The sequence below is a fragment of the Streptomyces sp. NPDC088197 genome (assembly GCF_044741185.1).
GTDB lineage: Bacteria > Actinomycetota > Actinomycetes > Streptomycetales > Streptomycetaceae > Actinacidiphila.
In genome coordinates, this window is the sequence record NZ_JBIUSD010000012.1 from 29,653 (window position 1) to 54,876 (window position 25,224).

The 25,224-nt window shown below is 72.5% G+C and carries 22 protein-coding genes; 7 read left to right on the top strand and 15 right to left on the bottom strand.

Annotated features, from left to right (window positions below; all coding sequences use genetic code 11):
• Positions 1 to 103: 103 nt before the first annotated feature.
• Positions 104 to 625 (bottom strand): GNAT family N-acetyltransferase, encoded by a 522-nt coding sequence (locus tag ACIOC1_RS25770; RefSeq protein WP_391045712.1) that lies wholly within the window; start codon positions 623 to 625, stop codon positions 104 to 106.
• Between the two features lie 183 nt (positions 626 to 808).
• Between ACIOC1_RS25770 and ACIOC1_RS25775 the strand changes: the two genes are divergently transcribed.
• On the top strand, positions 809 to 1,963 hold the full coding sequence (locus ACIOC1_RS25775) for a fatty acid desaturase family protein (protein ID WP_401856491.1): 1,155 nt from the start codon (positions 809 to 811) through the stop codon (positions 1,961 to 1,963).
• Between the two features lie 38 nt (positions 1,964 to 2,001).
• On the opposite strand, the gene ACIOC1_RS25780 is transcribed toward ACIOC1_RS25775, so the two are convergent.
• Together ACIOC1_RS25780 and ACIOC1_RS25785 are read right to left on the bottom strand one after the other, a co-directional pair.
• Positions 2,002 to 2,481, bottom strand: a complete 480-nt coding sequence (locus tag ACIOC1_RS25780) for a macro domain-containing protein (protein ID WP_391045717.1) — start codon at positions 2,479 to 2,481, stop codon at positions 2,002 to 2,004.
• Between the two features lie 40 nt (positions 2,482 to 2,521).
• Positions 2,522 to 3,988, bottom strand: a complete 1,467-nt coding sequence (locus tag ACIOC1_RS25785) for a M1 family metallopeptidase (protein ID WP_401856492.1) — start codon at positions 3,986 to 3,988, stop codon at positions 2,522 to 2,524.
• A 96-nt stretch (positions 3,989 to 4,084) separates the two neighbouring features.
• Here ACIOC1_RS25785 and ACIOC1_RS25790 point away from each other — a divergent pair, with 96 nt between their 5' ends.
• A complete protein-coding gene (locus ACIOC1_RS25790) occupies positions 4,085 to 4,816 on the top strand; it encodes a MerR family transcriptional regulator (protein ID WP_401856493.1) in 732 nt (243 codons plus the stop codon).
• Positions 4,817 to 4,834: 18 nt separating this feature from the next.
• Here the strand turns inward: ACIOC1_RS25790 and ACIOC1_RS25795 are convergent, their stop codons facing one another.
• The 6 genes from ACIOC1_RS25795 to ACIOC1_RS25820 form a co-directional block, all read right to left on the bottom strand.
• Complete coding sequence (locus ACIOC1_RS25795) at positions 4,835 to 7,009, bottom strand: 3-hydroxyacyl-CoA dehydrogenase NAD-binding domain-containing protein (protein WP_401856494.1); 2,175 nt, start codon at positions 7,007 to 7,009, stop codon at positions 4,835 to 4,837.
• 50 nt (positions 7,010 to 7,059) lie between these two features.
• A complete protein-coding gene (locus ACIOC1_RS25800; RefSeq protein ID WP_355346683.1) occupies positions 7,060 to 8,274 on the bottom strand; it encodes an acetyl-CoA C-acetyltransferase in 1,215 nt (404 codons plus the stop codon).
• A 75-nt stretch (positions 8,275 to 8,349) separates the two neighbouring features.
• Positions 8,350 to 9,480 (bottom strand): CaiB/BaiF CoA transferase family protein, encoded by a 1,131-nt coding sequence (locus tag ACIOC1_RS25805; protein ID WP_401856569.1) that lies wholly within the window; start codon positions 9,478 to 9,480, stop codon positions 8,350 to 8,352.
• 171 nt (positions 9,481 to 9,651) lie between these two features.
• Positions 9,652 to 11,592, bottom strand: coding sequence for a primary-amine oxidase (locus tag ACIOC1_RS25810; protein ID WP_401856495.1), 1,941 nt, complete (start codon positions 11,590 to 11,592; stop codon positions 9,652 to 9,654).
• Positions 11,593 to 11,722: 130 nt separating this feature from the next.
• Complete coding sequence (locus tag ACIOC1_RS25815) at positions 11,723 to 13,261, bottom strand: APC family permease (RefSeq protein WP_355346692.1); 1,539 nt, start codon at positions 13,259 to 13,261, stop codon at positions 11,723 to 11,725.
• Positions 13,262 to 13,378: 117 nt separating this feature from the next.
• Positions 13,379 to 14,335, bottom strand: coding sequence for a hypothetical protein (locus ACIOC1_RS25820; protein ID WP_355346695.1), 957 nt, complete (start codon positions 14,333 to 14,335; stop codon positions 13,379 to 13,381).
• 250 nt (positions 14,336 to 14,585) lie between these two features.
• On the opposite strand from ACIOC1_RS25820, the gene ACIOC1_RS25825 reads away from it, so the two are divergent.
• The 3 genes from ACIOC1_RS25825 (at position 14,586) to ACIOC1_RS25835 (ending at position 18,429) form a co-directional block, all read left to right on the top strand.
• Positions 14,586 to 16,130 carry a hypothetical protein gene (locus ACIOC1_RS25825; RefSeq protein ID WP_401856496.1) on the top strand — a complete coding sequence of 515 codons (1,545 nt, stop codon included), beginning with the start codon at positions 14,586 to 14,588 and terminating at the stop codon, positions 16,128 to 16,130.
• Positions 16,131 to 16,480: 350 nt separating this feature from the next.
• A complete protein-coding gene (locus tag ACIOC1_RS25830) occupies positions 16,481 to 16,846 on the top strand; it encodes a nuclear transport factor 2 family protein (RefSeq protein WP_355346701.1) in 366 nt (121 codons plus the stop codon).
• 131 nt (positions 16,847 to 16,977) lie between these two features.
• Complete coding sequence (locus ACIOC1_RS25835) at positions 16,978 to 18,429, top strand: MFS transporter (protein WP_391045728.1); 1,452 nt, start codon at positions 16,978 to 16,980, stop codon at positions 18,427 to 18,429.
• An 86-nt stretch (positions 18,430 to 18,515) separates the two neighbouring features.
• Here ACIOC1_RS25835 and ACIOC1_RS25840 read toward each other — a convergent pair whose 3' ends face one another.
• The 5 genes from ACIOC1_RS25840 to ACIOC1_RS25860 all read right to left on the bottom strand — a co-directional run bounded on the left by ACIOC1_RS25840 (position 18,516) and on the right by ACIOC1_RS25860 (position 22,918).
• Positions 18,516 to 18,956: a nitroreductase family deazaflavin-dependent oxidoreductase gene (locus ACIOC1_RS25840; protein ID WP_355346707.1), complete on the bottom strand. Its 441-nt coding sequence runs from the start codon at positions 18,954 to 18,956 to the stop codon at positions 18,516 to 18,518.
• A gap of 76 nt (positions 18,957 to 19,032) precedes the next feature.
• Positions 19,033 to 19,584 carry a hypothetical protein gene (locus ACIOC1_RS25845; RefSeq protein WP_355346710.1) on the bottom strand — a complete coding sequence of 184 codons (552 nt, stop codon included), beginning with the start codon at positions 19,582 to 19,584 and terminating at the stop codon, positions 19,033 to 19,035.
• Positions 19,584 to 20,492: a zinc metalloprotease HtpX gene (htpX, locus tag ACIOC1_RS25850; RefSeq protein WP_355346713.1), complete on the bottom strand. Its 909-nt coding sequence runs from the start codon at positions 20,490 to 20,492 to the stop codon at positions 19,584 to 19,586. Before htpX ends, ACIOC1_RS25845 begins: the two co-directional genes overlap by 1 nt.
• Before the next feature lie 106 nt (positions 20,493 to 20,598).
• Complete coding sequence (locus ACIOC1_RS25855; RefSeq protein ID WP_401856497.1) at positions 20,599 to 21,552, bottom strand: zinc-binding alcohol dehydrogenase family protein; 954 nt, start codon at positions 21,550 to 21,552, stop codon at positions 20,599 to 20,601.
• A gap of 205 nt (positions 21,553 to 21,757) precedes the next feature.
• The gene (locus tag ACIOC1_RS25860) at positions 21,758 to 22,918 is read right to left on the bottom strand and encodes a citrate synthase/methylcitrate synthase (RefSeq protein WP_401856498.1); all 1,161 of its coding nucleotides are present in this window, start codon (positions 22,916 to 22,918) and stop codon (positions 21,758 to 21,760) included.
• Positions 22,919 to 23,024: 106 nt separating this feature from the next.
• Between ACIOC1_RS25860 and ACIOC1_RS25865 the strand changes: the two genes are divergently transcribed.
• Positions 23,025 to 24,290 (top strand): citrate/2-methylcitrate synthase, encoded by a 1,266-nt coding sequence (locus ACIOC1_RS25865; RefSeq protein ID WP_391045739.1) that lies wholly within the window; start codon positions 23,025 to 23,027, stop codon positions 24,288 to 24,290.
• A gap of 135 nt (positions 24,291 to 24,425) precedes the next feature.
• On the opposite strand, the gene ACIOC1_RS25870 is transcribed toward ACIOC1_RS25865, so the two are convergent.
• Positions 24,426 to 24,653, bottom strand: a complete 228-nt coding sequence (locus ACIOC1_RS25870) for a hypothetical protein (protein ID WP_355346725.1) — start codon at positions 24,651 to 24,653, stop codon at positions 24,426 to 24,428.
• A 137-nt stretch (positions 24,654 to 24,790) separates the two neighbouring features.
• On the opposite strand from ACIOC1_RS25870, the gene trxA reads away from it, so the two are divergent.
• Positions 24,791 to 25,159 (top strand): thioredoxin, encoded by a 369-nt coding sequence (trxA, locus tag ACIOC1_RS25875; RefSeq protein ID WP_355346728.1) that lies wholly within the window; start codon positions 24,791 to 24,793, stop codon positions 25,157 to 25,159.
• Positions 25,160 to 25,224: the final 65 nt, after the last annotated feature.

Below are 25,224 nucleotides of genomic sequence, written 5' to 3' on the forward strand. Positions count from 1 at the left end.
GCCGCGGGCGGCGGGAACGATGCGCGGTTCCGGCTCGTTGTGCGGGTGCGGTGAGGCTGTTGACAGTGGCCCCCGCACCAGGCCCTGTCCCCGCCGAATCAGCTCACCGCAGCCGCTTTTCGAACCAGTGGTCCGCGTATGGGCTCGTGTTGTAGCGGGCGATCTCCCTGTAGCCGTGCTTGGCGTACAGCGCACGGGCCTCCACCAGGTCCTTGCGCGTGTCCAGGCGGATCGTGTCCGCGTGGAAGGTGTCGCGGGCGAGGGTTTCCGCGGCGCCGATGAGCAGGCCCGCGACGCCCTGGCCGCGGGCTTCGGGGCCGACATACATCCGGGTCAGCTCCATGGTGTGCGCGTCGAGGACGCGCAGGCCCACACAGCCGACCGGTACGCCGCGGGCAGGAGCGCCGGCGAGCCGGACGGCGAGGAATTCTCCGGTGGGTGGCACGAGATCGTCGCTGGGCTCCTCCGCGAGCACGGCGGAGACCTCGGCGTCGTCCGTCGGACGGCCGTAAAAGCGGCTGACCAGCTCGGTGTAGTAGCGGCGCAGCAGCGTCGCCGCCTCGGGGCCGGTGATGGGTACAGGCGCGACCGCCCAGTCGGTCGCGTGCGTGTTGTTCGTCGTCACGCCGGACATCCTGGCAGCGCGTAGGTGGGGTTATCCCCAGGTTTTTCCGGGGTCTGCCACCCCGGGGAACCGGGTGATGGCGCCATGGTCGGGGATCAGTGGCAGTCCATAGCGTCGAGGTGTGGCCGGTCAGGCCAGACACCGGACGTCGAACCGGCCATCGCCGGACCCCGAGGAGCGCCCATGGCTACAGCGACCAGCACGATCATCGACGCGCCGGGACGGCGGTCCGACGGGACGGCGGGCCCGGACGCGGACTCCGCCGGTACGGGGGCGGACGCCGGTACGGGGGCGGACTCCGGTACGGGACCAGGATCGGGATCGGGATCGGGATCGGGCAGTGATTTCGCGCCGCTGTTGCGCGAGGTCAAGGCGGCCGGGCTGCTGCGGCGGCGCGTGGACCACTACGCGAAGTCGATCGCGCTGAATCTCGTGGCCGTCGCCGCGGTGTGGTCGGCGGTGGTGCTGGTCGGCGGGACGGGTTCGTGGTGGGTGGTGGCGCTCGCGCTGCCCGCGGCGGTGCTGGGGGCGCGTACCGCGTTCATCGGGCACGACGCCGGGCACCACCAGATCGCCGAGAGCCGTCGGACGAACCGGCTGATCGGGCTCGTCCACGGCAATCTGCTGCTGGGCATGGGCGCGGGCTGGTGGACCGACAAGCACAATCGGCACCACGCCAATCCGAACCATGTGGGCAAGGATCCGGACGTCGAGGTCGGCGCGCTGGTGTGGACGCAGGCGCAGGCGGTCGAGCGGGAGGGCTTCGCGCGCTTCCTGACCCGTCATCAGGCGCGGCTGTTCTTCCCGATGCTGCTGCTGGAGGGGCTGGCCCTGAAGGTGGCGAGTCTCCAGGAGCTGAAGCGGCAGGAGCCGCGGCAACGGCTGGTCGAGGGCTCGCTGCTGGTGGCCCACCTGGCGGGTTACGCGGCGCTGCTGCTGTTCGCGATGCCGGTGTGGCAGGCGGTCGTGTTCGCCCTCGTGCACCACGCGCTGTTCGGGCTGCACCTGGGCTGTGCCTTCGCGCCCAACCACAAGGGCATGGAGATGCCCGAGGAGGGCTCGCGCTGGGGTCATCTGCGCCGTCAGGTGCTCACCTCCCGCAATGTGCGCGGCAATCCGCTCACCGACTGGTTCCTCGGCGGCCTCAACTACCAGGTCGAACACCACCTCTTCCCCAGCCTCCCCCGCCCGCACCTGCGCCTCGCCCAGCCGCTGGTGCGCGCCCACTGCCGCCGTCTGTCCATCCCCTACACCGAGACCGGCCTGATCGACTCCTACGTCCAGGCCCTGTCCCACATGCACTCCGTGGGCGCCCCCCTGCGCTCCCCCGCCGTCTGAACTCCCCACCGCCGCCCCCCTTCCGCACCCCCGGCGGCTCAGCCGTCACGGTCGTAGACCGTGACGGCCACCCCGCGTTCCACGAGCCGCGCGGTCACCAGCGGCTCGACCCGCGCCCACCGCCCGCCTGCCAGACCGCAGCCGATCCTCGGCATGTGCACGGAGGCGCCCAATTCCAACGCCCGGTCGCCGAGCGCCGCGAGGGCGGCGTCGATCGCCTCGTACCGCACCGGCACACCCTTGCTGCCGGTGCGCATGCCGCGCTGGCCGATCAGGTTGGCCACCCACACATAGCTGCCGACCCGCACCAACTGGAGTGCGCCGAGGCCGAAGTCGTTGCGCGCCCGCTCGCGGTGCCAGCGCCGGTAGGCGGCCTCGGGCTCCGGCCAGCGGCGCGACACGGCGACGACGAAGCCCTTGCCCCAGCCGCCCAGGTCGTTGCAGACATGCGCGATGACTTTGACGCCCTTGCCCTGTGGTGCGGTGGCGTCTCCCCGCACATACGTGATCTCCCCCATGCCGCCACGGTAAGCGCGACCACTGACAACGCGCCCGCGCTTAAAGCGACGACGGGTGGTGGGTGGTGTGGAGCCAGGCGGTGAACAGCGGGGTGAGGTCGTGGGGGGTGAGGCGTTGGCAGAAGGCGGTGAAGTCGGCGGTGGTGGCGTTGCCGTGGCGGCGGGCGGCGGGCCAGGTGCGGAGGAGGGTGGCGAAGGCGGTCGGGCCGAGGGCTTCGCGGAGTTGGTAGAGGACGAGGGCGCCGCCGCCGTACACGGGGGCGTCGGAGATGCGGTCGGGGCCGGGCGGCGCGGCGGGCGGGAAGGCGCTGTTGGCGGGGTCGGCCAGGGCCGCTGCGGCGCTCCGCTCGACGGTGCGCCCGCCTTCGTGCTCCTGCCACAGCCACTCGGCGTAGGTCGCGAAGCCCTCGTTGAGCCACATGTCCTGCCAGGCGGCGGGCGTGACGGAGTCGCCGAACCACTGGTGGGACAGTTCGTGGACGAGGGTGTCCAGCGGCACGGCGGGGTCGCCCGGCTCGCCGTCGCCGGGGAAGACCGGCTTCGTCTGGGCCTCCAGCGCGTACCCGACCCGCCCGCTCGGCAGGTGGTCGACGATCGCGCCGACGGACGAGAAGGGATAGGGCCCGAACAGCCCGCTCTCCCAGTCCACGATCTCCGGGATACGGCGCAGCGCCGCCGCCGTCGTCGGGTCGTCGGAGCGCGGGTCGACCGCCACGTAGACCGGCACCCCGCCACCGGTACGGGACCGCGTGATGTCGAAGTGCCCGATGGCGACGGTGGCCAGATACGTCGCCATCGGCTCCTCGGCGCGCCAGTGGAACGCGGTCTCGCCGCCGTGGTCGGCGCTGTCGACCAATTCGCCGTTGGACACGGCGGTGAGACCGTGGGGGACGGTGACGGTGATGTCGTAGGCGGCCTTGTCCGAGGGGTGGTTGTTCGAAGGGAACCAGGCCATGGCGCCGACCGGTTCGCCCAGGGCGAGCGCGCCGTCGTCGGTACGGAACCAGCCCTCGTGCGAGCCGTCCGGGTCGGTGAGGGTCGGCGGGACGCCTTCGTACGTCACGGTCGTCTCGAAGCGCGCGCCGTCGCGCAGCGGCGTCGCGGGCGTGACCCTCAGCTCGCTGTCCGCGCGGTCCACGGCGGCGCTCCGCCCGTCGACGGTCACGCGGGTGACGGTGAGCCCCGACAGGTCGAGGTCGAAGCGCGCGAGCGGCTGGGTGGCGGTGGCGGTGACGACCGCCGTGCCGCGCAGCTTTCCTGAGCCGGGGTCGTACGCGAGGTCGAGGCCGTAGTGCGTGACGTCGTATCCGCCGTTGCCCGCCCGCGGGAAGAGCCGGTCGCCGACGCCGGGCGCCCCGACGTCGGCGGAGCCCGAGGCGTGGCCCGTACGGTCGGGGGCCGTACGGTCGGGGGCCGCCGTGCCGTCGCCGGAGCACGACAGGCAGCACGCCAAGGAGCACGCGAGCAGGATCGGCAGGGCCGCGCGCGGCGGCGGGAACAGGCGCACGCGGGCCAGCGTACGAGGCTCGGGGCCGGGCGGAGGCGTCCGCCGTACGGCGTGCGAGGACTTTCACAGCGCTGGTGCGACAGCGATACTGTCCAGGTGCCCCAGACCGCTCTCACCATCGACGAGCTGGCCGCCCGCGCCGGGGTGACGGTGCGCACCGTCCGCTTCTACAGCGCCCGCGGCCTGCTCCCGCCGCCCGACATCGGTCCGCGCCGGGTGGGCCGATACGGCGCCGCGCACCTGTCCCGGCTGGCGCTGATCGAGGAGTTGCAGCACCAGGGCCTCACCCTGGCGGCGATCGAGCGCTATCTCCAGCAGCTCCCCGCCGACATCAGCGCCCACGACCTGGCGATCCACCGCGCCCTGGTGGCGTCCTGGCTGCCGGAGGGCAGCCAGGAGATCGACCGGGAGCGGCTCGAACGCCGCGCGGGGCGCCCGCTGGACGACGCGGACCTGGACCGGCTCGCGGCCATGAACGTGCTGGAGCGGACCGACGACCCCGACGCCTTCCGGGTGGATCCGGGCATCCTGCACCTGGGGGTGCGGCTGCTGGACGTGCCCTTCCCCGTGGAGACGGTCCTGGCCGCGCGCGAGGTGATGCTGGAGCACGCGCGGGCCGCCGCCCACGAGCTGGGCCGGATCTTCCTGGACGAGGTGGGGGAGCCGGACCGCCCGGAGCGGATGCGGTCACTGTCGGCCCAGATGCAGCCGCTGGTCGTACAGGCGCTGGTCACCGCCTTTCAGCGGTCGCTGAAGGAGGAGCTGCGGGCCTGGCCGGTGCCCTCGCCGAAGCCGGACCCCGAGCAGAACCCGCAGCGTTCCCCGTAGCACCTGAGCGCCTGCACCTCAGCGCCCGTCCGTGAACGTCTCCCCGCTCTCGGCCTTCGCCACCAGCAGCGCGGGCGGTGCGAAACGCTCGCCATAGGTGTCGGCCAGTTCGCGCGCGCGGGCGGTGAAGCCCGCGACGCCGCCCTCGTAGCCGTTGATGTACTGAAGGACGCCGCCGGTCCAGGCGGGGAAGCCGATGCCGAGGATGGAGCCGATGTTGGCGTCGGCGACCGAGGTGAGGACGCCTTCTTCGAGCAGCCGGACCGTGTCCAGCGACTCCGCGAAGAGCATCCGCTCCTGCATGTCGCGCATCGGGATCTCGATGCCGGGTTTACCGAAATGCTCCGCAAGACCGGGCCACAGCCGGGTACGGCGGCCGTCCGCGTAGTCGTAGAAGCCCGCGCCGCCGCTGCGCCCGGTCCGCTCGAACTCGTCCACCATGCGGTCGATGACCCGCTCGGCCGGGTGCTCCTGCCACTGGCCGCCCTCCGCCTCGATCGCGGTACGCGTCTCGCGGCGGATCTTGCGCGGCAGGGTGAGCGTCAGCTCGTCGAGGAGCGACAGCACCTTGGCGGGGTAACCCGCCTGGGCCGCGGCCTGTTCGACGGAGGCCGCCGCGACGCCCTCGCCGACCATGGCGACGCCCTCGTTGATGAAGTGGCCGATGACGCGGGAGGTGAAGAAGCCGCGCGAGTCGTTGACGACGATCGGCGTCTTGCGGATCTGCCGCACCAGGTCGAAGGCGCGGGCCAGCGCCTCGTCGCCGGTCCGCTCGCCCTTGATGATCTCCACCAGCGGCATCTTGTCGACCGGTGAGAAGAAGTGCAGGCCGATGAAGTCGTCCTGCCGCCGCACGCCTTCGGCGAGCGCCGAGATGGGCAGCGTGGAGGTGTTGGAGCAGAGCAGCGCGTCGGGCGCCACGATGTGCTCGATCTCCTGGAAGACCTTGTGCTTGAGCGTGGCGTCCTCGAAGACCGCCTCGATGACGGCGTCACAGCCCGCCAGGTCCGCCGGGTCGGCGGTCGGGGTGATCCGGGCGAGCAGCGCGTCCCGCTTTTGCGGGGTGGTGCGGCCCTTGGCCAGCGCCTTGTCGAGCAGCGTCACGGAGTACGCCTTGCCACGCTCCGCGGCCTCCGCGGTGACGTCCTTGAGGACGACGTCGATTCCGGCGCGCGCGCAGGAGTACGCGATGCCCGCGCCCATCATGCCCGCGCCGAGGACCGCGACCTTGGTGACCGGCCGGGCCGGGAAGCCCTCGGGACGGCTGGCGCCGGAGTTGACGGCCTGCATGTCGAAGAAGAACGCCTGGATCATGTTCTTCGAGGTCCGGCCGCAGGCCAGCTCGGTGAAGTAGCGGGCCTCGATGAGGGTGGCGGTGTCGATGTCGACCTGCGAGCCCTCGACGGCGGCGGACAGGATCGCCAGCGGCGCCGGGTAGGGCGCGCCCGCGAGCTGCTTGCGCAGATTGGCGGGGAAGGCCGGCAGATTCGCCGCGAAGGCGGGACTCTTCGGGGTGCCGCCGGGGATCTTGTAGCCGGGGGTGTCCCAGGGCTGCCGGGCGTCGGGGTGGGCCAGGACGTACGCCCGCGCGCTCGCCAGCATGGCGTCCCGGTCGGTGGCGACCTCGTGGATGAGACCGGCCTCCAAAGCGCGCTGCGGCGCGTACTGCCGGCCCTGGAGCAGGACCTTCAGCAGCGCGTCGGCGATGCCGAGCAGCCGGACGGTGCGGACGACTCCGCCGCCGCCGGGCAGCAGGCCGAGCGTCACCTCGGGCAGGCCGATCTTGGTGCCGGGCGTGTCGAGCGCGATGCGGTGGTGGCAGGCCAGCGCGATCTCGTAACCGCCGCCGAGCGCCGCTCCGTTGATGGCCGCGACGACCGGCTTGCCGAGGGTTTCCAGGCGGCGCAGGCGGCGCTTGATGCGCAGCGATCCGGCGAGGACGTCGGCCGCGTTCTCCGGGGTGGCGCGGATCAGGTCGCGCAGGTCGCCGCCCGCGAAGAAGGTCTTCTTCGCGGAGGTGACGATGATGCCGCGCACGCCGTCGAGTTCGGCTTCGAGGCGGTCGAGGGTGGCGTCGAGGGAATCGGCGAAGGCCGCGTTCATGGTGTTCGCGGACTGCGCGGGGTCGTCCAGGACCAGGGTGACGATGCCGTCGGTGTCCTGCTCCCAGCGGATGGTGGTGGACTCGCTCATGGTCTTCGGGCTCCGTTGGATCCGTGAGGGGGCACGTGAGGGGGCAGGGGTCAGAGACGTTCGACGACGGTGGCGACGCCCATGCCGCCGCCGACGCAGAGGGTGGCGAGCCCGTACCGCTGGTCGCGGCGCTCCAGTTCGTCGATGAGGGTGCCGAGGATCATCGCGCCGGTCGCGCCGAGCGGGTGGCCGAGCGCGATGGCGCCGCCGTTGACGTTGACCTTGTCGATGCTGACGCCCATGTCGGAGGCGAAGCGCAGCACGACGGCGGCGAACGCCTCGTTCATCTCGATCAGGTCGATGTCGTCGATGGTCAGCCCGGCCTTGGCGAGGGCCTTGCGGGAGGCGGGGGCGGGGCCGGTCAGCATGATGGTCGGCTCGGAGCCGGAGACGGCGGCCGAGACGATCCGGGCGCGGGGGGTGAGGCCGTAGCGCTCGCCGATCTCGCGGTTGCCGATGGCGACGAGCGCGGCGCCGTCCACGATGCCGGAGGAGTTGCCCGCGTGGTGGACGTGGTCGATGGCCTCGACCCAGTGGTACTTCTGGAGCGCGACGGCGTCGAAGCCGCCCAGGTCGCCGATGTCGGCGAAGGACGGCTTGAGCTTGGCGAGCGTCTCGGGGGTGGTGCCGGGGCGGATGAACTCGTCGTGGTCCAGAACGGTGAGGCCGTTGCGGTCGAGCACGGGCACGACGGAGCGGGCGAAGTAGCCCTGCTTCCACGCCTCCGCGGCGCGTTCCTGGGAGAGCGCGGCGAAGGAGTCCACGTCGTGCCTGGTCCAGCCGCCGAGGGTGGCGATCAGGTCGGCGCCGACGCCCTGCGGCACGAAGCCGGTCTCGTACGAGGTCATGGGGTCCATGGCCCAGGCGCCGCCGTCCGAGCCCATCGCGACGCGCGACATGGACTCGACGCCGCCCGCGAGGATCAGGTCCTCCCAGCCGGAACGCACCTTGGCCGCCGCCAGGTTGACCGCTTCGAGCCCGGAGGCGCAGAAGCGGTTCTCCTGGACGCCCGCGACGGTGTCGGGCAGGCCCGCGGCGATGGCCGCGATCCGCGCGATGTCCGAGCCCTGGTCGCCGATCGGGCTGACGACGCCGAGCACGATGTCGTCGACGGCGGCCGGGTCCAGGGTCGGGAAGCGGCGCCGCAGTTCGTGGATGAGGCCGACGACGAGGTCGATCGGCTTGGTGCCGTGCAGGGATCCGTTCGCCTTTCCGCGCCCGCGCGGGGTGCGTACGGCGTCGTAGACGTAGGCCTCGGTGCTCAACGTCGTGCCTTTCTGGAGGGTGGGGCGGGGTGTCCTGGTCCGGCGCGGTGTCCGGGAGGTGCTGCCGTACGGGTCTCAGTCCAGCAGTGCGGGGGCGTCCCAGTCGCGGGCGACCTCCGCGGTGTGCGCGCCGGGCGGCGCGGGCGGCCGGCGCAGGGTGCCCGGTGTCGCGGACAGGCGCGGCGCGGGCGCGGGCTGCACGGTCCCGGCCGCCTCGGTGAAGGTGCCGCGGGCGGCCAGGTGCGGGTGGTGCGGGGCCTCACCCAACGAGAGTACGGGCGCCACGCACGCGTCCGTCCCGTCGAAGACGCGTGTCCACTCGTCGCGGGTGCGGGTGCGGAAGCGGGCCGCGAGGGCGGCGCGCAGGTCGTGCCAGCGGCCGGGTTCCGTGCGCAGGGCCGCGTCCCGCGGCGCAAGTTCCAGCAGCCGGACGAATTCGTCGTAGAAGCGCTGTTCCAGGGCGCCGACCGCCATGTACCGGCCGTCGGAGGTCTCGTAGACGCCGTAGAAGGGGGTGCCGCCGTCCAGGAGGTTGGCGCCGCGCCTGTCCTGCCAGCGGCCGGTGGCGAGGATGGCGTGGATCATCGTGGTGAGGTGCGCGACGCCGTCGACGATCGCGGCGTCCACGACCTGTCCCTCGCCGTGCGCGCGGGCGTGGTGGAGGGCGGCGAGGACGCCGGTGACCAGGTAGAGGGAGCCGCCCGCGTAGTCGCCGAGGAGGTTGGCAGGCGCGACCGGCAGTCCGTCGGCCGGTCCCGTCATGCCGAGCGCGCCGGTCACGGCGAGGTAGGCGATGTCGTGTCCCGCGGTGTCGGCGAGCGGGCCGCTCTGGCCCCAGCCGGTCATCCGGCCGTAGACGAGCCGCGGATTGCGGGCCAGGCACGCGTCGGGGCCGACGCCCAGCCGCTCGGCGACGCCGGGCCGGTAGCCCTCGATGAGGATGTCGGCGCGCTCGGCCAGGTCGAGCACGGTCGCGGGTCCCCGGTCCGCCTTGAGGTCGACCAGCACCGAGCGCTTGTTGCGGTTGGTGAGGTCGTGCTCGGGCGCGACGCCGAGGCCCGCGCCGCCCGGCCGGTCCACCCGTACGACATCGGCGCCGAGGTCGGCGAGGAGCATCGCGGCGAACGGTCCCGGACCGATCCCGGCCAGTTCGACGACACGCACGCCCGCCAGCGGGCCGTCGGGCGCCGCACCCCGGTTTGACAATTCTGATGTCACATCAATGATGCTAGGAACGTGTTCCAGTCTTGGCAAGAGCTGACTGAGCGCTCGCTCAGCCGGTTCTCTCGCCTTCGGTTCCGTCTCCGGTCCCGCCTTCGGTTCCGTCTCCGGTCCCGCCGCTGGTCCCGCCGTCGGCGGTCGCCGTCGCGTGCGGCGTCACAGGTGGCAGTGGCCGCCGGAGCCGCGTCCGCTCTCCCGGGGCAGGTCGAGCGTGGGGTTGCGGTCGAAGAAGCCGGTCGGTCTCAGCGTGAAACCGCAGGTGTCCACCGGCATCACCGGCCAGTCCTCCAGGCGCGGCAGATGCGTCGGCCCGAAGGAGTGCCACAGCGTGAGGTCGGTGTCCTCCAGCGCCTCGCCCGGCCGCGACCACTGACCGACACCGGCCCCGCCCCGGTGCTGGTTGGGGTAGTCGCCGTCCGGATAGTGCCGCTCGGGGCGGTAGCGGGTCACCCACAGGTGCTTGGTCGCGTACGTGACGCGCTCCGCGACCGGTGAGCCGGGCTGCGCGAGCAGCGTCGGTCCCGCGTCGGGCAGCAGGGTGTACGCGACCGGGCGGCCCATCCGGTTGAGCGAGCCGGGGTTGCTGATCCGCCAGCGCCGCCCGGCCGCCGGGTCGGCGACCCGGCCCGCGTCACCGCTGTCGGCCACCACGGTGGCGCGCGTGGTGAAGGCGTTGCCGTTCGGATTGTCCGGGCCCATCGGCAGCCGTACGACGTCCACTTCCTCGACCGTGTTGGCCGGGCCGTCCACCGCCACGTCGAGCCGGGCGCAGAACAGATGCTGGTGGTACGGCGCGAGCAGCCCCGGCGCGATCTCGGTGGCGTGCTGCGAGCTCTCCCCCGGCACGGCGGCCGACGTCTGCACGAGCCCGGTGGCCTTGGCCTCGAAGGCGATCGTGCCGTCCTGGTGGAGATACCAGTAGAAGCCGTAGTCGTAGTTGCCGAGGGTGGCGATGTACGAGATCACCAGGCGGCGCGAACGGCGGCTGTCCACCGCGAAGTTGTCGAAGATGTTGGTGTGCTTCCACAGCAGCCCCGCGTCCTCCTCGTGGACGCAGATCGCGTTGCTCAGCGTCTCCGGGCGGCCGAGGTCGTCGGCCAGCACGGCGTCCACGTACGCGATCTCGCCGAGGCAGTCGCAGCCCAGGCGCAGCGCGTTGGCGTTGCGGCCGAGCAGGTACTCGCCCGCGTCCAGGTAGCAGACCCAGTTGCGGGCCGCGTCGGGCTCCGCGTACGGCACGGCCATCTCGGCGATCGAGGCGCGGTGCAGGACGAGCCGGTCGCGGTCGCCGTCGCGGTGGGTGATCCGGTGCAGCACCAGGCCCTCGCGGGCGTTGAAGTCCAGCCGCAGCCGCCAGTTCTGCCAGCTCAGCACCGGGCCTTCGAGCGTGAAGGACGGCCCCTCCGGCTGGCCGATCTCCAGCGGGCGCAGGTCGGTGCGGGCCGGTCCGTTGAACTCGGCCTCGTAGCGCCCGCATTGGGTGGGCGTGGGGACGGCGCCGGTGTCGATGAGGCGTACGACGCGCCGCTCGATCAGGTCGACCTCCGCGACCAGGCCGCCGACCGGGTGGGCGAACGGGTTGTCGCTCTCGTCGCAGCGCAGGAAGGTCAGCGAGCGCAGCATGCGGCGGCCGGTCTCGGAGGCGATGCCGAAGTTGCCCGCGGCCAGCGGCGCCGCGATCACCAGCGAGGTGTCGGTGACGCCGCGCTCGGCCATCGCCGCGCGCCAGGCGGGGTCGGCCTTGACGATCTCGTCGCAGGTCTCGTACTCCTCGAACAGCAGCGGCGGTTGGCCGTCGGCGGCCGGGTCCAGGTCGCGGTGGGCGAGCAGCAGGCGCGAGGTGACGTCGACCAGGGCCTCGGCGGCGCGGCCGGTGGCGGAGTCGAGCAGCGTGACACGTACCCGGCGGGTGAAGGCGTCGCCGTCGCGGTGGGCGAGCGCGGCGTGCCGGTCGGGCTCGTCGGGCAGGACGAGCGGGAAGCGGGTGGCGTCGGACACCAGGCCCTCCGCCTCCAGTACGGCGCGGGCCGTGTCGATCTCGTCGGCGGTCAGCGGGTCGAGCGGATGCGGAGTGGTGGTGGCGGCCGACGCGGACATGGGGCCTCCTGACGGCGGAACAGGAACGCTGCGGGGACGGGGAGTTCGGGACATGGGTCCGGAAAAAACGGGCGGCCCGCCGCACCCTGTGGGGTGTGGCGGGCCGTCGCGGTGAGACCTGGCGAGATGGTCAGGAGGACGCTTGCGCGGCGGCCTTCTCCAGTTGGAACGCCTCGTTGCCCTGGCCGATCCTGGCGTGCACCTCGGGCCGCTTGGCGCGCAGTATCAGACCGTAGACCAGTCCGATGGCGGCGGCCAGAGCGATGATGCCGGGCAGCAGCCAGCGCAGCCCGTGGCCGGGGTTGGCGCCCAGCAGCACCGAGAAGTCCTTCACCGAGTAGACGGCGATGGTCAGCAGCCCGAGAGCGGCGACGGCCGAGGTGACCAGCCGCCATGCCTGCACACCGGCGGCGCCGCGCTTGACGAAGAAGGCGATGACGGCGATGGCCGCGGTGGCCATCAGCAGCACGATGCCGAGCGCGCCGACGTTGCCCGCCCAGGTGAACATGCGCAGCACGGGGGCCGTCGGGTCCGGGCCGAACTTCGGGTCGAACTTCCCGTTGTCGGTGGCGGCGAAGGCCACGACGACGGCCAGCGCGACGATCGACTGGAGGAAGGAGCCGACGGCGGGGGCGCCGCTGGACTTCGAGGTACGGCCGACCGCCGAGGGCAGCAGACCGTCGCGGCCCATCGCGAACGCGTAGCGGGCGACGACGTTGTGGAAGCTCAGCATCGAGGCGAAGATGCCGGTGATGAAGAAGATGTTCAGGGTGTCGGTGAACGCGGTGCCCAGCCGGGCCTGGTTCAGCGAGAAGATCAGGTTCGGACCCTGCTCCTGAGCGGCGCCCACGACGTGGTCGGGGCCGGTGCCGACGGTGATCGCCCAGGCGCTGAAGGCGAAGAAGAGGGTGGCGAAGCCGATCGCGGTGAACATCACCTTGGACACGACGCGTTGGGCGTCGCTGGTCTCCTCGGCGTAGACCGGGGCCTGTTCGAAGCCGACGAACCCGGCGATGGTGAAGCACAGGGCGGTGCCCAGACCCGCGCCGCTGAGCGTGCTGGGGTCGAAGGCGTGCACCGAGACGCCCTGCGGGCCGGGGTCGGACAGGAAGCTGATGTCGAAGACGACGGTCAGCAGCGTCTCGACCAGCAGCAGCACACCGAGCGTCTTGGCGTTCAGGTCGATCTTCAGCGCGCCGAAGATCGCGGTGATCGCGACTCCGCCGAGCGCCGGGATCCACCAGGCCACGTTGTGGTTCCAGTGCTGGGCGATCTGGCTGGAGATCTCGTAGCCGAAGATCCCGTAGAGACCGACCTGCATGATGCTGTACGCGAACAGGGCGACGTACGAGGCGCAGGCGCCCATGGTGCCGCCCAGGCCCCTGGATATGTACGCGTACAGCGCGCCCGCGTTGTGCACATGGCGGCTCATCTCGGCGTAGCCGAAGCTGAAGAGGATCAGCACGAGGCCGACGATGACGAACAGCAGCGGCACCCCGACGACACCCATGGTGGCGAAGGTGGTCGGCACCACACCGGCCACCACCATCAGGGGCGCGGTCGCGGCGAGGACCGAGAGCAGGAGGGCCGGTGCGCCGATCCGGTCCGCGCGCAGTGCGCGTTGCTCGCCCTTGAACGTGCTGATCTCGCTTGTACTGCCCGTCAGCATGCTGCGGTGTCCTTCCGGTGGTCCGTGGTTCGGGTCTTACTGGATCGGTCTTCGAACATGGTTCTTCGTGCGTGGTTCCAACTGCGTGTCCTGCTGGGTGAGTACGACCGTGGGGGCCTAGGCGGAACCGAAGCCGAGCGCGTAGTTGCGCGCCGCGCGGAACGCCTTCTTCGGGTCGCGGTCGGGATACGACCACGGGGTGCGTGTCGCCTCCGACCCGATCCGGTTGAACAGGGCGGCGGCTTCCACCGTGTCGCCCGCGTGGAATTTGCCGTACGCAAGGTAGTTCAGGTCGAGCAGCAACCGCGAGTGGTCGTAGCCCTGCCATTCGAGCCACCAGTCGAAGGCCATGCGCACGCTCTGCCGGGCGCGCGGACTGACCCAGTACGGGAGGCCGTTGGGGACGTCGGGCAGGACGTCGGCCGACGCGAGCACCCGGTAGCGCTCCACCAGCGCGACCAACGGCAGTACGGCCAGCGGTGATCCGCGTCCCGCCTCGTCCGCGGCCCACTCGGCGAATTCGTACACCTCGTGGAACGGGTCCTCGCCGTCGGTCTTCTGACGCTCCGCCAGGCACTGCGTCATCAGGTGGTGGGCGTGGTGGTGGCCGCGGTGCCGGCCGCGCGCCTGGTCGAAGGCGCGCACCTGCTCGTCGTCGGTGCCGGTGCGGCGCGCGAGCACCAGCAGGGCGAGCCACGGCGACGGGTCGCGCGGGGTCATCCGGGCCGCGCGCAGGCAGAGTTCGCGCGCCGACTCGGCGCTCTGCTTGCCCGCGACCGCGCGGAAGACGGCCGCGAACGCGGCCAGCGCGGCGGCGTCCGTACTCTCGGGCTCGGCGAGTTGCCACTCGCCCGCCCAGGCGGCGGCGCTCTTGCCCTCGCCGAGGACGACCAGCCGATGTCCTCGGCGGTCCCAGTTGTCCCCGGTACGGCTCAGCAGGTCACGGGTCTCCGCCCAGCGGCCATGGGCCAGGGCAGCACGAGCCGCGACCAGCTCCTCGTCACCGAGAGCCGGGTCGAAAGCCACGTCGTCCTTGCCACGCGAGAAGCGGAAGGGTGGCGGCGGTGGGGTCATCCGCGGGCAGCCCTCCACGGCGTGCGTAACGTCATGTGATCACGCACAGCCAACCGGTCGGCACGGGGTGGCATCAAGCCCGGACCTGTTGTCTCGCTGTAGTCCCGTATGGTGACGGGGGTTTGGGACACGGATCGGGATGGATGCGCTGGTTCGGCTGCGCGATCGGCCGGACACCTGATATTCGAGAGGCCGATCAAGGTGTGTCGGCATCGCGCGGTGGGGACCAGGTGACATGGACGGCGGGAGCGTGAGCGGTGCGGACGCGGGGGAACGACAGAGTGCGGCAGCCTCCACCCACCCGCTCGCCTATGTACGGCGAAGACACGGGTGGAGCTACCAGGACCTGGCACGGGTCATAGCCGACAACGCGCGGATCCTCGGGGTGCCGATGGCGGCCCGCCGCGAGAAGGTCTGGCGCTGGGAGCACTGGGGGGTCGTGCCGGAGGCCGACAGCCAGCGCGCGCTGGCCCGCGCGCTCGGAATCCCCTCCAGGGAACTGGAGTTGAGGCCCTGGCCGCGCTGGCTCCCGGCGCACGGCGGCATGCCGGACGGGCTGCCGTGGACGGTCGAGGGCAGTTTCACCGCGCTCACCGCGCTGCTCGACAACGGCGCGAGCGACCCGCGCGGCTTCCCCATCGCGGACGAGCAGGCGCTGCTCGACGCCATCGCGGACTGGGACGCGGCGGGCGCGGAGGGCACGACGGGCGCCGCCGGTTCCGCGGGCTCGGGCGGCGCGGCGGGCGCGATGGGTTCCATGGGTTCACGTGCCGTGGACAAGAAGGCGGGTTCGCCCTCGGCCGCGGCGGGACGCGGGTCGGCGTCGGCCGCCATGGCCGAGCGGTGGGACGAACCGGTGCCCGGCACCCGCTCGGGACGTGTGCCGCGACAGGCGAGCGCCGCGGCCGCGTTCCGCGACGACGCCGTCGACAAAGCGGTGGCCGCGGCCGTCGTGGACGGCCCGGTGATCGACTGGCTCGAAGCCGGGGTGCTGGGGCTGCGCAAGCTCGACGACCGGCTCGGCGGCGCGGCCGTACGGCACCGCGTCGAGGCCGATCTGCGCATGGTGCGCGGCCTGTTGCACCGGGGGCAGCACGAACGGGCCCACGGGGCAAGGCTGTTGCGGGTCGCCGCCGACCTGGCGCAGCTCGGCGGCTGGGCGGCGACCGACACCGGCCGGCTCGGGGCGGCGCAGCGGCACTATCTGACCGGTCTGCGGCTCGCCCACAGCGCGGGTGACCGCCCGCTGGCCGTCGCGCTGTGGGGCGGCCTCGCACTGCACGCGGTGATCGCGGGTCAGCCGCGGGACGCGGTGGCCGCGGCGGAGGCGGGGGTACGGGCGGCGGGCGGCACTCCCCCGGCCGTCCGGGCGCTGGCCGCCAGCAGGCTGAGCCGGGCGCACGCCGCGGTCGGCGCCGACGGCGCCTCACGGCGCGCGGTCTCCGAGGCGGAGCGCCAACTGGACCTGGCGGAGCGGGAGTCGGGGCCGTCGTGGCTCTACTGGTTCGACGCGGCAGAACTGGCCGCGCAGACCGGTCAGTCGCTGCTCGACCTGGGCCACGCGCACGAGGCCAGGCCCCTGTTGGAGCAGGCGCTGGCGATGCAGGACGCCTCGTACGTACGCGACCGCTGCCTGTACTCGGCGCGCGCCGCCACCGCCCGCGCCCTGACCGGTGACCTGGAGGGCGCGCGCACGCTGGGCCGCGAGGCCGCCCGGCTGTCCCGGCACTGCGGCTCCCCGCGCATCGCGGACACGCTGGACGCGCTGAAGGTCCGGCTCGACGCCACGAGGTGACCTCTTCCCCCGGTGCGCGGTCCCGCCTTCGCGGACCGCGCACCGGGGCCGAACGTGCGGGCTGCTCCGGGGGACGGTGCCGCGGGCCGGTGCTCCCGGCACTCCCGGCGCTCACGGCCGGTGCGCAACGCCACCACGGATTGGCCGAGACGCCTACGGGAGGCGGTGCGAGACGCCGGTTCGGACCCCGGCCCGCGGGGCGTGTACGTCATGGCGACCGGTCGTGACGTACAACCGGCCGCACAAGTACCCAACGATGACCGATTCGCGGACGCGGTCCCGTCCGTACCGTCTTGACCTGCGAGAACACGGCGCCACCCGGCGCCGGACAACGTAGGGAGACACCAGCCATGAGCGACACCCTGTACCTGGTCCAGCGCTACATCGCCGCCTGGAACGAGACCGACCCGGCCGCCCGGCGCCGCCTGATCGACGAGGTATTCGCCGCCGACGGCCGCTACACCGACCCGCTGGCCGACGTCACCGGGCGGGACGCCTTCGACGCGGTGGTCGGCGCCGTGCAGGCGCAGTTCCCCGGCTTCGTGTTCACCCTGGGCCCGGTCGACGCGCACCACCACATCGCCCGCTTCACGTGGGAGCTGGGCCCGGCGGGCGGCGAGTCGCTGGTGGTCGGCTTCGACGTGGCCGCGATCGGCGAGGACGGCCTGGTGCACAGCGTCCAGGGCTTCCTCGACAAGGTCCCGGCCGGCGCCTGAGCACCGCTCCACGGGTACGGGTGCGGCCCGCGCAGGGCCCCGCCCGTACCCCGTACCCCGTCACCACCGAGCCGCACCCGTACCCCGTCATCGCCCCGGACATCCGTCCCCCCTGCGACAGGAGTTCCGTCATGGCCTCGGCCACCACCGCCGCGTCCCCGCCCGCGAGCCGCGACGGCTCGCCGGTCAGCAAGCGGCCAGACCTCGGCCTGCTGCTCCTGCTGGCCGCGACCTTCATGATCGCGCTCGACATCTTCATCGTGAATGTGGCGATCCCCTCCGTCCAGAACGACCTGCACGCGGGCACCGCGTCGATCCAGTGGGTGGTGGCGGGCTTCGGCCTGGCCGTGGCCACCGGGCTGATCACGGCGGGCCGGCTCGGTGACGTCTTCGGCCGCAGACGGATGTTCACCGTCGGGCTCGCGCTGTTCACCGCCACCTCGGCGGCGTGCGGATTCGCCCCCACCGCAGGGACGCTGGTGGCGGCGCGGGTCCTCCAGGGCCTGTCGGCCGCGCTGATGAGCCCGCAGGTGCTGTCGATTCTCCAGACCGCCTACACTGGCAAGGCGCAGGCCCGCGCCTTCAGCATGTACGGGCTGACGATGGGCGTCGGCGCGGTCTTCGGGCAGCTCATCGGCGGTCTGCTGATCAAGGCCGACGTGCTCGGCCTCGGCTGGCGGGCCTGCTTCCTGATCAACCTCCCGGTCGGGCTGCTCGCCCTGGCGCTGGTGCCGCGCGCCCTGGCCGAGTCGAGGGCGCCGCAACGGCCCCGGCTGGACCTCACCGGCGTGGCGCTGTCCACCGCCGCTGTCGTCGCGCTCGTGCTGCCGCTGATCCAGGGGCGTGCGGCGGGCTGGCCGCTGTGGACCTGGCTGTGCCTGGCCGCGTCCGCCGTGCTCGTCACCGTCTTCGTCCGCCACCAGGACCGGCTCGGCCGCCGCGGCGGCGACCCGGTGCTGAACACGGACCTGTTCCGGCAGCGCGGTTTCGGTCCCGGCTCCCTCGCGCAGTTCGTCTTCTGGAGCGGGCAGGGCTCGTTCTTCCTGATCCTCGCCCTGTACCTCCAGGCGGGCCGCGGCCTGAACGCCCTGCACTCGGGCACGGTCTTCCTGGCGATCGGCGGCGGCTACCTGCTGACCTCGACGAACGCGCACCGCATCGCGGCCAGGCTCGGCGGCCGTACGGTCCCGGCCGGAGCGCTGGCGATGGCCGCGGGGCTCGGTCTGCTGTGGGAGGCGGCGCACCGCTCCGGGACCACCGGCAGCCTGTGGGAGCTGGTGCCGGGGCTCATCATGGACGGCGTCGGGATGGGCATGGTGATCGCCCCGCTCACCCACGACGCGCTGGCCACCGTCCCGCCCCGGCTCGTCGGCTCGGCCTCCGGCGTGGTGGCCACCACGCAGCAGATCGGCGGCGCGCTCGGCATCGCCCTGATCGGCATCATCTTCTACGGCGCGGTCGGCGACGGCGCGCCCGGCGGTTACCCGCACGCCTTCCGGATGGGGCTGGTGTTCCTGCTCGGCCTCGAACTGGCGCTGGCGGTCCTGAGCTTCGCCGTCCGGCGGCGCGAGGCGGCTCGGTGAGCCGAGCCCTCGGGCGGCACGGGTAAGGGGCGACCACCTGGGTGGTCGCCCCTTACCCGTCGTCAGATCGTCAGATCGACATGTCGTCAGATCCGGCGGAGCCGCACCACGGGAATGTCCCGGTCGGTCTTCTCCTGGTAGTCGGCGTACGGCGCGTACACATCGAGCAGGTGCGGCCACACCCGGGCCTTGTCCTGCGGCGACAGCGTCTCGGCGCGGGCGGCGAAGCGCTCGCCGAGCACCCGCAGGTGGACCTCGGGGTTGTCGCGGACGCTCAGGTACCACAGGGGGTGCTCGGGGGCGCCGCCCTTGGAGGCGACGATCAGGTAGTCGTCGCCGTCCCGGCCGTAGATCAGTACGGTACGCAGCCACGCGCCGCTGCGACGGCCCTGGTAGTCGAGGAGCAGGCAGGGCGAGCCGTTGAGGTCGGTGCCCTCGGTGCCGTTGGACTCCTCGTAGCGGCGGGCCTGGTCGGCCACCCACTTCTCGGGGCTGACCTTCACCGCGGCGGGGTCGTAAGACGTCATGCGTGTGTGCCTTCCAGAGGGTTCGAGTAGCACCCAGCGTAGGGCGGGCGCGCCGCAAACAGGGCGTACGGAGCGGTCACAGGCCCGGCGCGCCCCAGACGGGGAACCAGCGCGACAGGTCGTCCTCCAGCCGGAGGTCATTGGTGACCAGGGCTCTGACCTGGAGTTCCAGCGCGTTGTCCCGCTTCTCGCCGGGCAGCGGGGCGAAGGGGTAGAAGGAGCCGCGCTTGTAGAGGTAGACCAGCGCCACCGAGCGGCCCGCGGGGTCCTTGAAACCGAGCAGCGAGCAGAGCAGTTGCGGGCCGAAGCCGCGTTCCTCCAGGGCGGAGTTGATCGCGTGCAGATCGGTGACGAGGTCGGTCATCTCGGCGGGGTCCTTACGGGCCAGCAGCCAGGTGTAGCCGTACGAGTCCTGGCTGGCCTCCGCGCCGACCAGGGCCCGCAGGTCCTGCTGGATCTCGGCGAAGGCGCCGCCCTCGACGGCCGCGAAGCAGACCGAGCCGAGGCCGGTGGGCCGCAGCTCGCTCGCCGCTTCGAGGGTGATGGCGGCCGAGGTGAGGCCGAAGAGCTGATCGAGGTCGGGCTTGACCGGCTTGCTGCGGCCGAGGATGACGTCCAGCAGACCCATCAGTGGCGGTCCAGTTCGAGAGTGATGCGGCTGAGCTGCTCCAGCCGCTGCTCAAGGGAGGGGTGGGTGGACAGCAGCTTCGAGAAGGCGGAGCCTCCGCCCTTCGCGCTCAGCGCGGGCGCGAAGTAGAAGGCGTTGAAGGGCTCCGCCTTGCGGAGGTCCTTGGTGGGGATCGCGCCGATCTGCCCGGTGACCTTGGTCAGTGCGGAGGCCAGCGAGGAGGGGCGGCCGGTGAGCAGCGCGGCGCTGCGGTCGGCGGACAGCTCGCGGTAGCGCGACAGCATCCGGGTGAGCAGGAAGCTGATGGCGTAGACGACCGCGCTGACCAGCGGGATCGCCACGGCGAGCACGGCGGTCCCGGGGTCGCGCGCCCGGCGGAAGCCGCCGTAGAGGCCGATCCGGGTGATGACACCGGCGAGGATGCCGAGGAAGGAGGCGATCGTCATGACCGCGACGTCCTTGTGGGCGACGTGGGACAACTCGTGGGCGATGACGCCCTCCAGCTCGTCCGGCTCCAGGCGGCGCAGCAGCCCGGTCGTGGCGCACACCGTGGTGTTCTTCTTGTTGCGACCGGTGGCGAACGCGTTCGGCACGTCGGAATCGGCGATGGCGACCTTGGGCTTGGGCATGTCGGCGAGCGCGCAGATGCGGTCCACGACGCCGTGCAGCTCCGGCGCCTGTTCGGGCGTGACCTCCTTGGCGCCCATGCTGAAGGCGGCGATGCGGTCGCTGAACCAGAACTGCGCGATGAAGAGAACTCCGGCGATCACGAGGATCAGCGGCCAGGATCCGCGCAGCAGCGCCAGCAGCGCGCCGACGAAGACGACATAGAGCAGACCGATCAGGAACATCGTGACCACCATGCGCGTGGTCAGCCCCCGGTCGGGCGCGAAGCGGTTGCGGTCCATAGCCCCTCCCGAGACATGCGGGGCGCGGACCACTGGCGGCGGTCCGTCGTACCTCGTTGTCGAGTGTGCACCTGTTCAACGACTACGACGAGCCCGTCGGTTCCGCTCAGGCCCTCACATCGAGCACCAATTTGCCGAAGGTTTGCCGGGCCCGCAGCTCCTCATGGGCCCTGACCGCCTCGGACAGCGGATAGACCCCGCCGAGCCGGGGCACGAGGCGGCCCGCCGCGGTCATCTCCAGCAGCTCGGCCATCGGCTCGCGGTACATCCCCGGACGTCCGAGGCAGTGCGTCAGCCAGAAGCCGACGACCGCGCGGGAGCGGGCCATGAGCTGTGCGGCCTGGACCGGTGTCGGGGGCGTCCTGGAGGCCAGACCGTACGTGACGAGGCGGCCGAACGGCGCGAGCGCGGCGAGCGAGGCGTCGAAGACCGGGCCCCCGGTCATCTCCAGCACGATGTCGACCTTCTTGCCGCCGTTCGCCTCGACGAGACGGTCCTTCAGGTCCTCGGGGCCGGAGTCGACGGCGACGTCGGCGCCGAGTTCAAGGGCGAGGTCCCGCTTGTCCTCGGACGAGGCGGTGGCGATCACCCGGCCCGCGCCGAAGGTCTTGGCGAGCTGGACGGCGAGCGAGCCCGTACCGCCGGCCGCCGCGTGCACCACGACGCTCTCGCCCTCGGCCAGGCGTCCGGAGGTGCGCAGCAGGTGCCAGGCGGTGAGGCCCTGGACGACCAGGGCGAGCGCCTGCCCGTCGGTGACCTCGTCGGGCACGTCGTGGGCCAGGTACTCCTGGACGACGGCCTTCTGGGCGTAGCCGCCGTTGTCGGTGAGGGCGACGACCCGGCGGCCCTCCGCGGTGCGGCCGACCACCTCGGCGCCGGGGACCATCGGGAGCGTGGAGCGCGAGAGGTAGGAGTCCTCGACGGTGTGCGTGTCGGCGTAGTTGATCCCGGCGGAGTCGACGTCCACGAGGAGCTGGCCCGGGCCTGCCACGGGGTCGGGCAGCTCGGTCTCCCGCAGCACCTCGGGACCGCCGAATTCGGTGATCTGGATCGCGCGCACGTCGGCTCCTCAGCGTGGTGGGGCGCACCCTGCGGGTGCTTTCCTGGCGTCCGCCGGTGTGTCCCGGTGTCCGCTCCGCCGATATTACCGACTGGTTGGTATGTCGCACACCGCTTGGGCACACCGCTTGAGCACGCCGCTTGGGCACGCCGCAACGCGTTCCGTCGCGCACTCCACCACGGCACCGCCGCCCCCGCCGGTCCACTCAGGCGGCGGGCACCGGCACGGGCGGCGGCGGGCCGACGTACCGCGCGGACGGCCGGATGATCTTGCTGTCCTCGGCCTGCTCCAGGATGTTGGTGCTCCAGCCGACGACGCGGGCGGCGGCGAAGGTGGGTGTGAACATCTCGCGCGGCAGCCCGCAGAGCTCCATCACGACGCCCGCGAAGAACTCGACGTTGATGTGCAGCTCGCGGCCGGGCTTCAGCTCGGCGAGCAGCGCCTCCGCGCGGGCCTCCACCTGCACCGCGAAGTCCACCAGGTCGCCGCCGAAGCTCTGCGCGATGCCCTTGAGCATCCGCGAGCGCGGGTCCTCGGTGCGGTACACGGGGTGGCCGAAGCCCATGATCCGCTCGCCCGCACCGATGTGCTCCCGCAGCCAGCCGTCGATCCGGTCGGGCGTGCCGATCGCGTCGAGTGTGTCGAGCGCGCGGCTGGGCGCGCCGCCGTGCAGCGGCCCGGACAGCGCGCCGATCGCGCCCACCAGACAAGCGGCCAGGTCCGCCCCCGTCGAGGCGATCACGCGGGCGGTGAACGTCGAGGCGTTGAAGCCGTGGTCGACGGTCGAGATCAGATAGCGCTCGACGGCGCGGGCTCGTACGGGCTCCGGCTCCTCGCCGGTCAGCATGTAGAGGTAATTCGCCGCGTACGGCAGGTCGTCGCGCGGCTCGACCGGCTCCAGGCCCTGGGCGAGCCGGTGCAGCGCGGTGAGCAGGGTGGGCACCACCGCGCAGGCGGCCAGCGCGTCGGCGCGGCGGCGGTCGGGCGTGAGGTCGTACAGCGGGCGGAATCCGGCCGAGGCGCCGGTCAGCGACAGCGCGGTGCGCAGCCCCGCCAGCGGTCCCGACAGCGCGCTGGCGCGGGCGATGGCCGGGAGCGCGTCCGCCACGTCGGCGGGCAGGTGCCGCAGGGCGGCGGTCCGCGCGGTGAACGCGGCGCGCTCGGCCGCGTCGGGCAGCGCGCCGTGGAACATCAGGTGCCAGACGTCCTCGAAGCCGCGGCTCTCGGCCAGGTCCACGGCGGAGTACTCGCGGTAGTGGTAGAAGCCTTCGAGCCCGCGGACGTCGCCGACGGATGTGTCGGTGACGATCACGCCCTTGAGACCGCGGGGTACGTCGATCGGGGCGTTCTGCTCGGTGGTCGGCATCGTGTCCTCCTTGGGTATTGACTCGACTCTCCATGATTGATTTAAACTCTGTCAATGTTGATTGAATCAATGTAAATGAGCTGAGCACTATGGATACGGTGAGCCCATGACGGATCAACCGGCGGACCGGATCAGCACCCGGGAGGCCGCCCGGCGGCTCGGCGTGAAGCCGGAGACGCTGTACGCGTATGTCAGCCGCGGCCTGCTCGCCAGCCGACGGGCCGAGGGCGGTAGGGGCAGCACCTTCGACCCGGACGAGGTCGAGGCCCTGGCCCGGCGCGCACGGCCCGCGGCGGCCGGTGCCGACGGGCCCTCGGACAGCGGGGGCGGCGGGGGCGGAAACGGCGCCTGGGTCCGTATCCGTACCGGCGTCACCTTGATCGAGGACGACGGCCTCTACTTCCGCGGGGTCGACGCGACCGGGCTGGCCACGGCGTACGGCTTCGAGGAGGTCGCCGAGTGGCTGTGGACCGGGGTGCTGCGGCGCGGGGTCCGCTTCACCGCGCCCGAGCCGCTGTTGAAGGCCGCCCGCAGCGCGGGCGACGCGCTGCCCGCGGGCTGCGGTCCGATGGACCGGCTGCGGGTCGCGGTCATCGCGGCGGCCACCGCGGATCCGCTGCGCTTCGACCTGTCGGAGGAGGCCGTGCTGGGCACGGCGCGCAGCCTGATCCCGACCCTGGTCGGCGCGCTGCCGCCGCTCGGCCGGCCGCATTCGGGAGAGGGCGGGCTGGCCTGGCGCCTGTGGTCGCGGCTGACCGAGCGGCCCGCCGACGAGGCGTCGCTGCGGGTGCTGGACGCGGCGCTCGCGCTGCTCGTCGACCACGACCTTGCCGCCTCGACGCTGGCCGCGCGGGTCGCCGCCTCGGCCCGCGCGCACCCCTACGCGGTGGTGTCCGCCGGACTCGGCGCGCTGGACGGGCCGCTGCACGGACAGGCCAGCGCCCTGGCCCACCGGACGCTCGCCGAGGTGCTGGAGCGCGGCGGCGCGGGTCCCGTCGTCGCCGAGCAACTGCGCGCCGGTCAGCGGATCCCCGGCCTCGGGCACCGCCTCTACCAGGGCGAGGACCCGCGCGCCCGGCTGCTCTTCCACCTGCTCGGGCAGGTGCCCGCCGCCTCCGACGCCCTGGCCGCGGCCCGCGACCTGGCGGCGACGGCCGCTCGCCACACCCCGCTGCACCCCAACGTCGACCTGGCCCTCGCGGTGCTCTCGGTCTCCGCCGCGATGCCCGCGGAGGCGGGCGAGACGGTCTTCTCCGTGGCGCGCACGGCGGGCTGGATCGCGCACGCCCTGGAGGAGTACCAGGAGCGCCCGCTGCGGATGCGCCCCAGCGGCACCTACCAGGGACCACCGCCGCCCCAGCCGCTGCCGTGACGGCGCGCGGTCGCCTCCCACGGGCGGATGACCGCCGACGCCGCCCTCAGCGGAGACCCGGGCCTCGGCCGGAGCCTGGGCCGGAGCCGGAGTCCGGGCCGGAGCCGGAGTCCGGGCCGGGGCCGGGAACCGTCGTCAGACGCCGGTCAGACGGGGGATGCGGCCGACCAGTTCGGCCCACTCCGTGTCCTTCTGGCCCGGCACCATGCGGCCCGCGGACCGCCACTGGTCGGCGAGTTCCGCGAAGACCGGTGCCTCCGTGCTCTGCAGAACCGTTCCGGCACGGGAATAGCGCCATGGCTGGTGACCGTCGCCCGCGCCGTCGGCGCCGTCGTCCTGCGGAATCCACTGCGTTGCTGCCATAGCCCGACCAACGACTCCGACGGGTCGGACGCCACTGCACACCCCGCCCGCACCACTCGTATGAGTGAACTCTCCGGGGTCCGCGGCACCCGCGGCGACGGCAGGAATTTCCGGCGGGCGCCGCCCGTTGTGGGGGCATGAGCACTGTGGAGCTGACCAAGGAGAATTTCGACGAGGTCGTGTCGTCGCACGATTTCGTCCTCATCGACTTCTGGGCCGCCTGGTGCGGGCCGTGCCGGATGTTCGCACCGGTCTACGACAAGTCGTCCGAGAAGCACCAGGACCTGGTCTTCGCGAAGGTCGACACGGAGGCGCAGCCCGAGCTGGCCGCGGCCTTCCAGATCCAGTCGATCCCGACCCTGATGATCGTCCGTGACAAGGTCGCGGTCTTCGCGCAGCCGGGAGCGCTGCCCGAGCCCGCCCTGGAGGACGTCATCGCGCAGGCCCGCGCCCTCGACATGGACGAGGTGCGCAAGTCGGTCGAGGAGGCCCAGCAGAGCTCCTGACGGGCCCGCCCGCCACCGACGCGACAGCGAGGGACATCCGGGGCCGCGCCCCCGGCCCGCGGCGA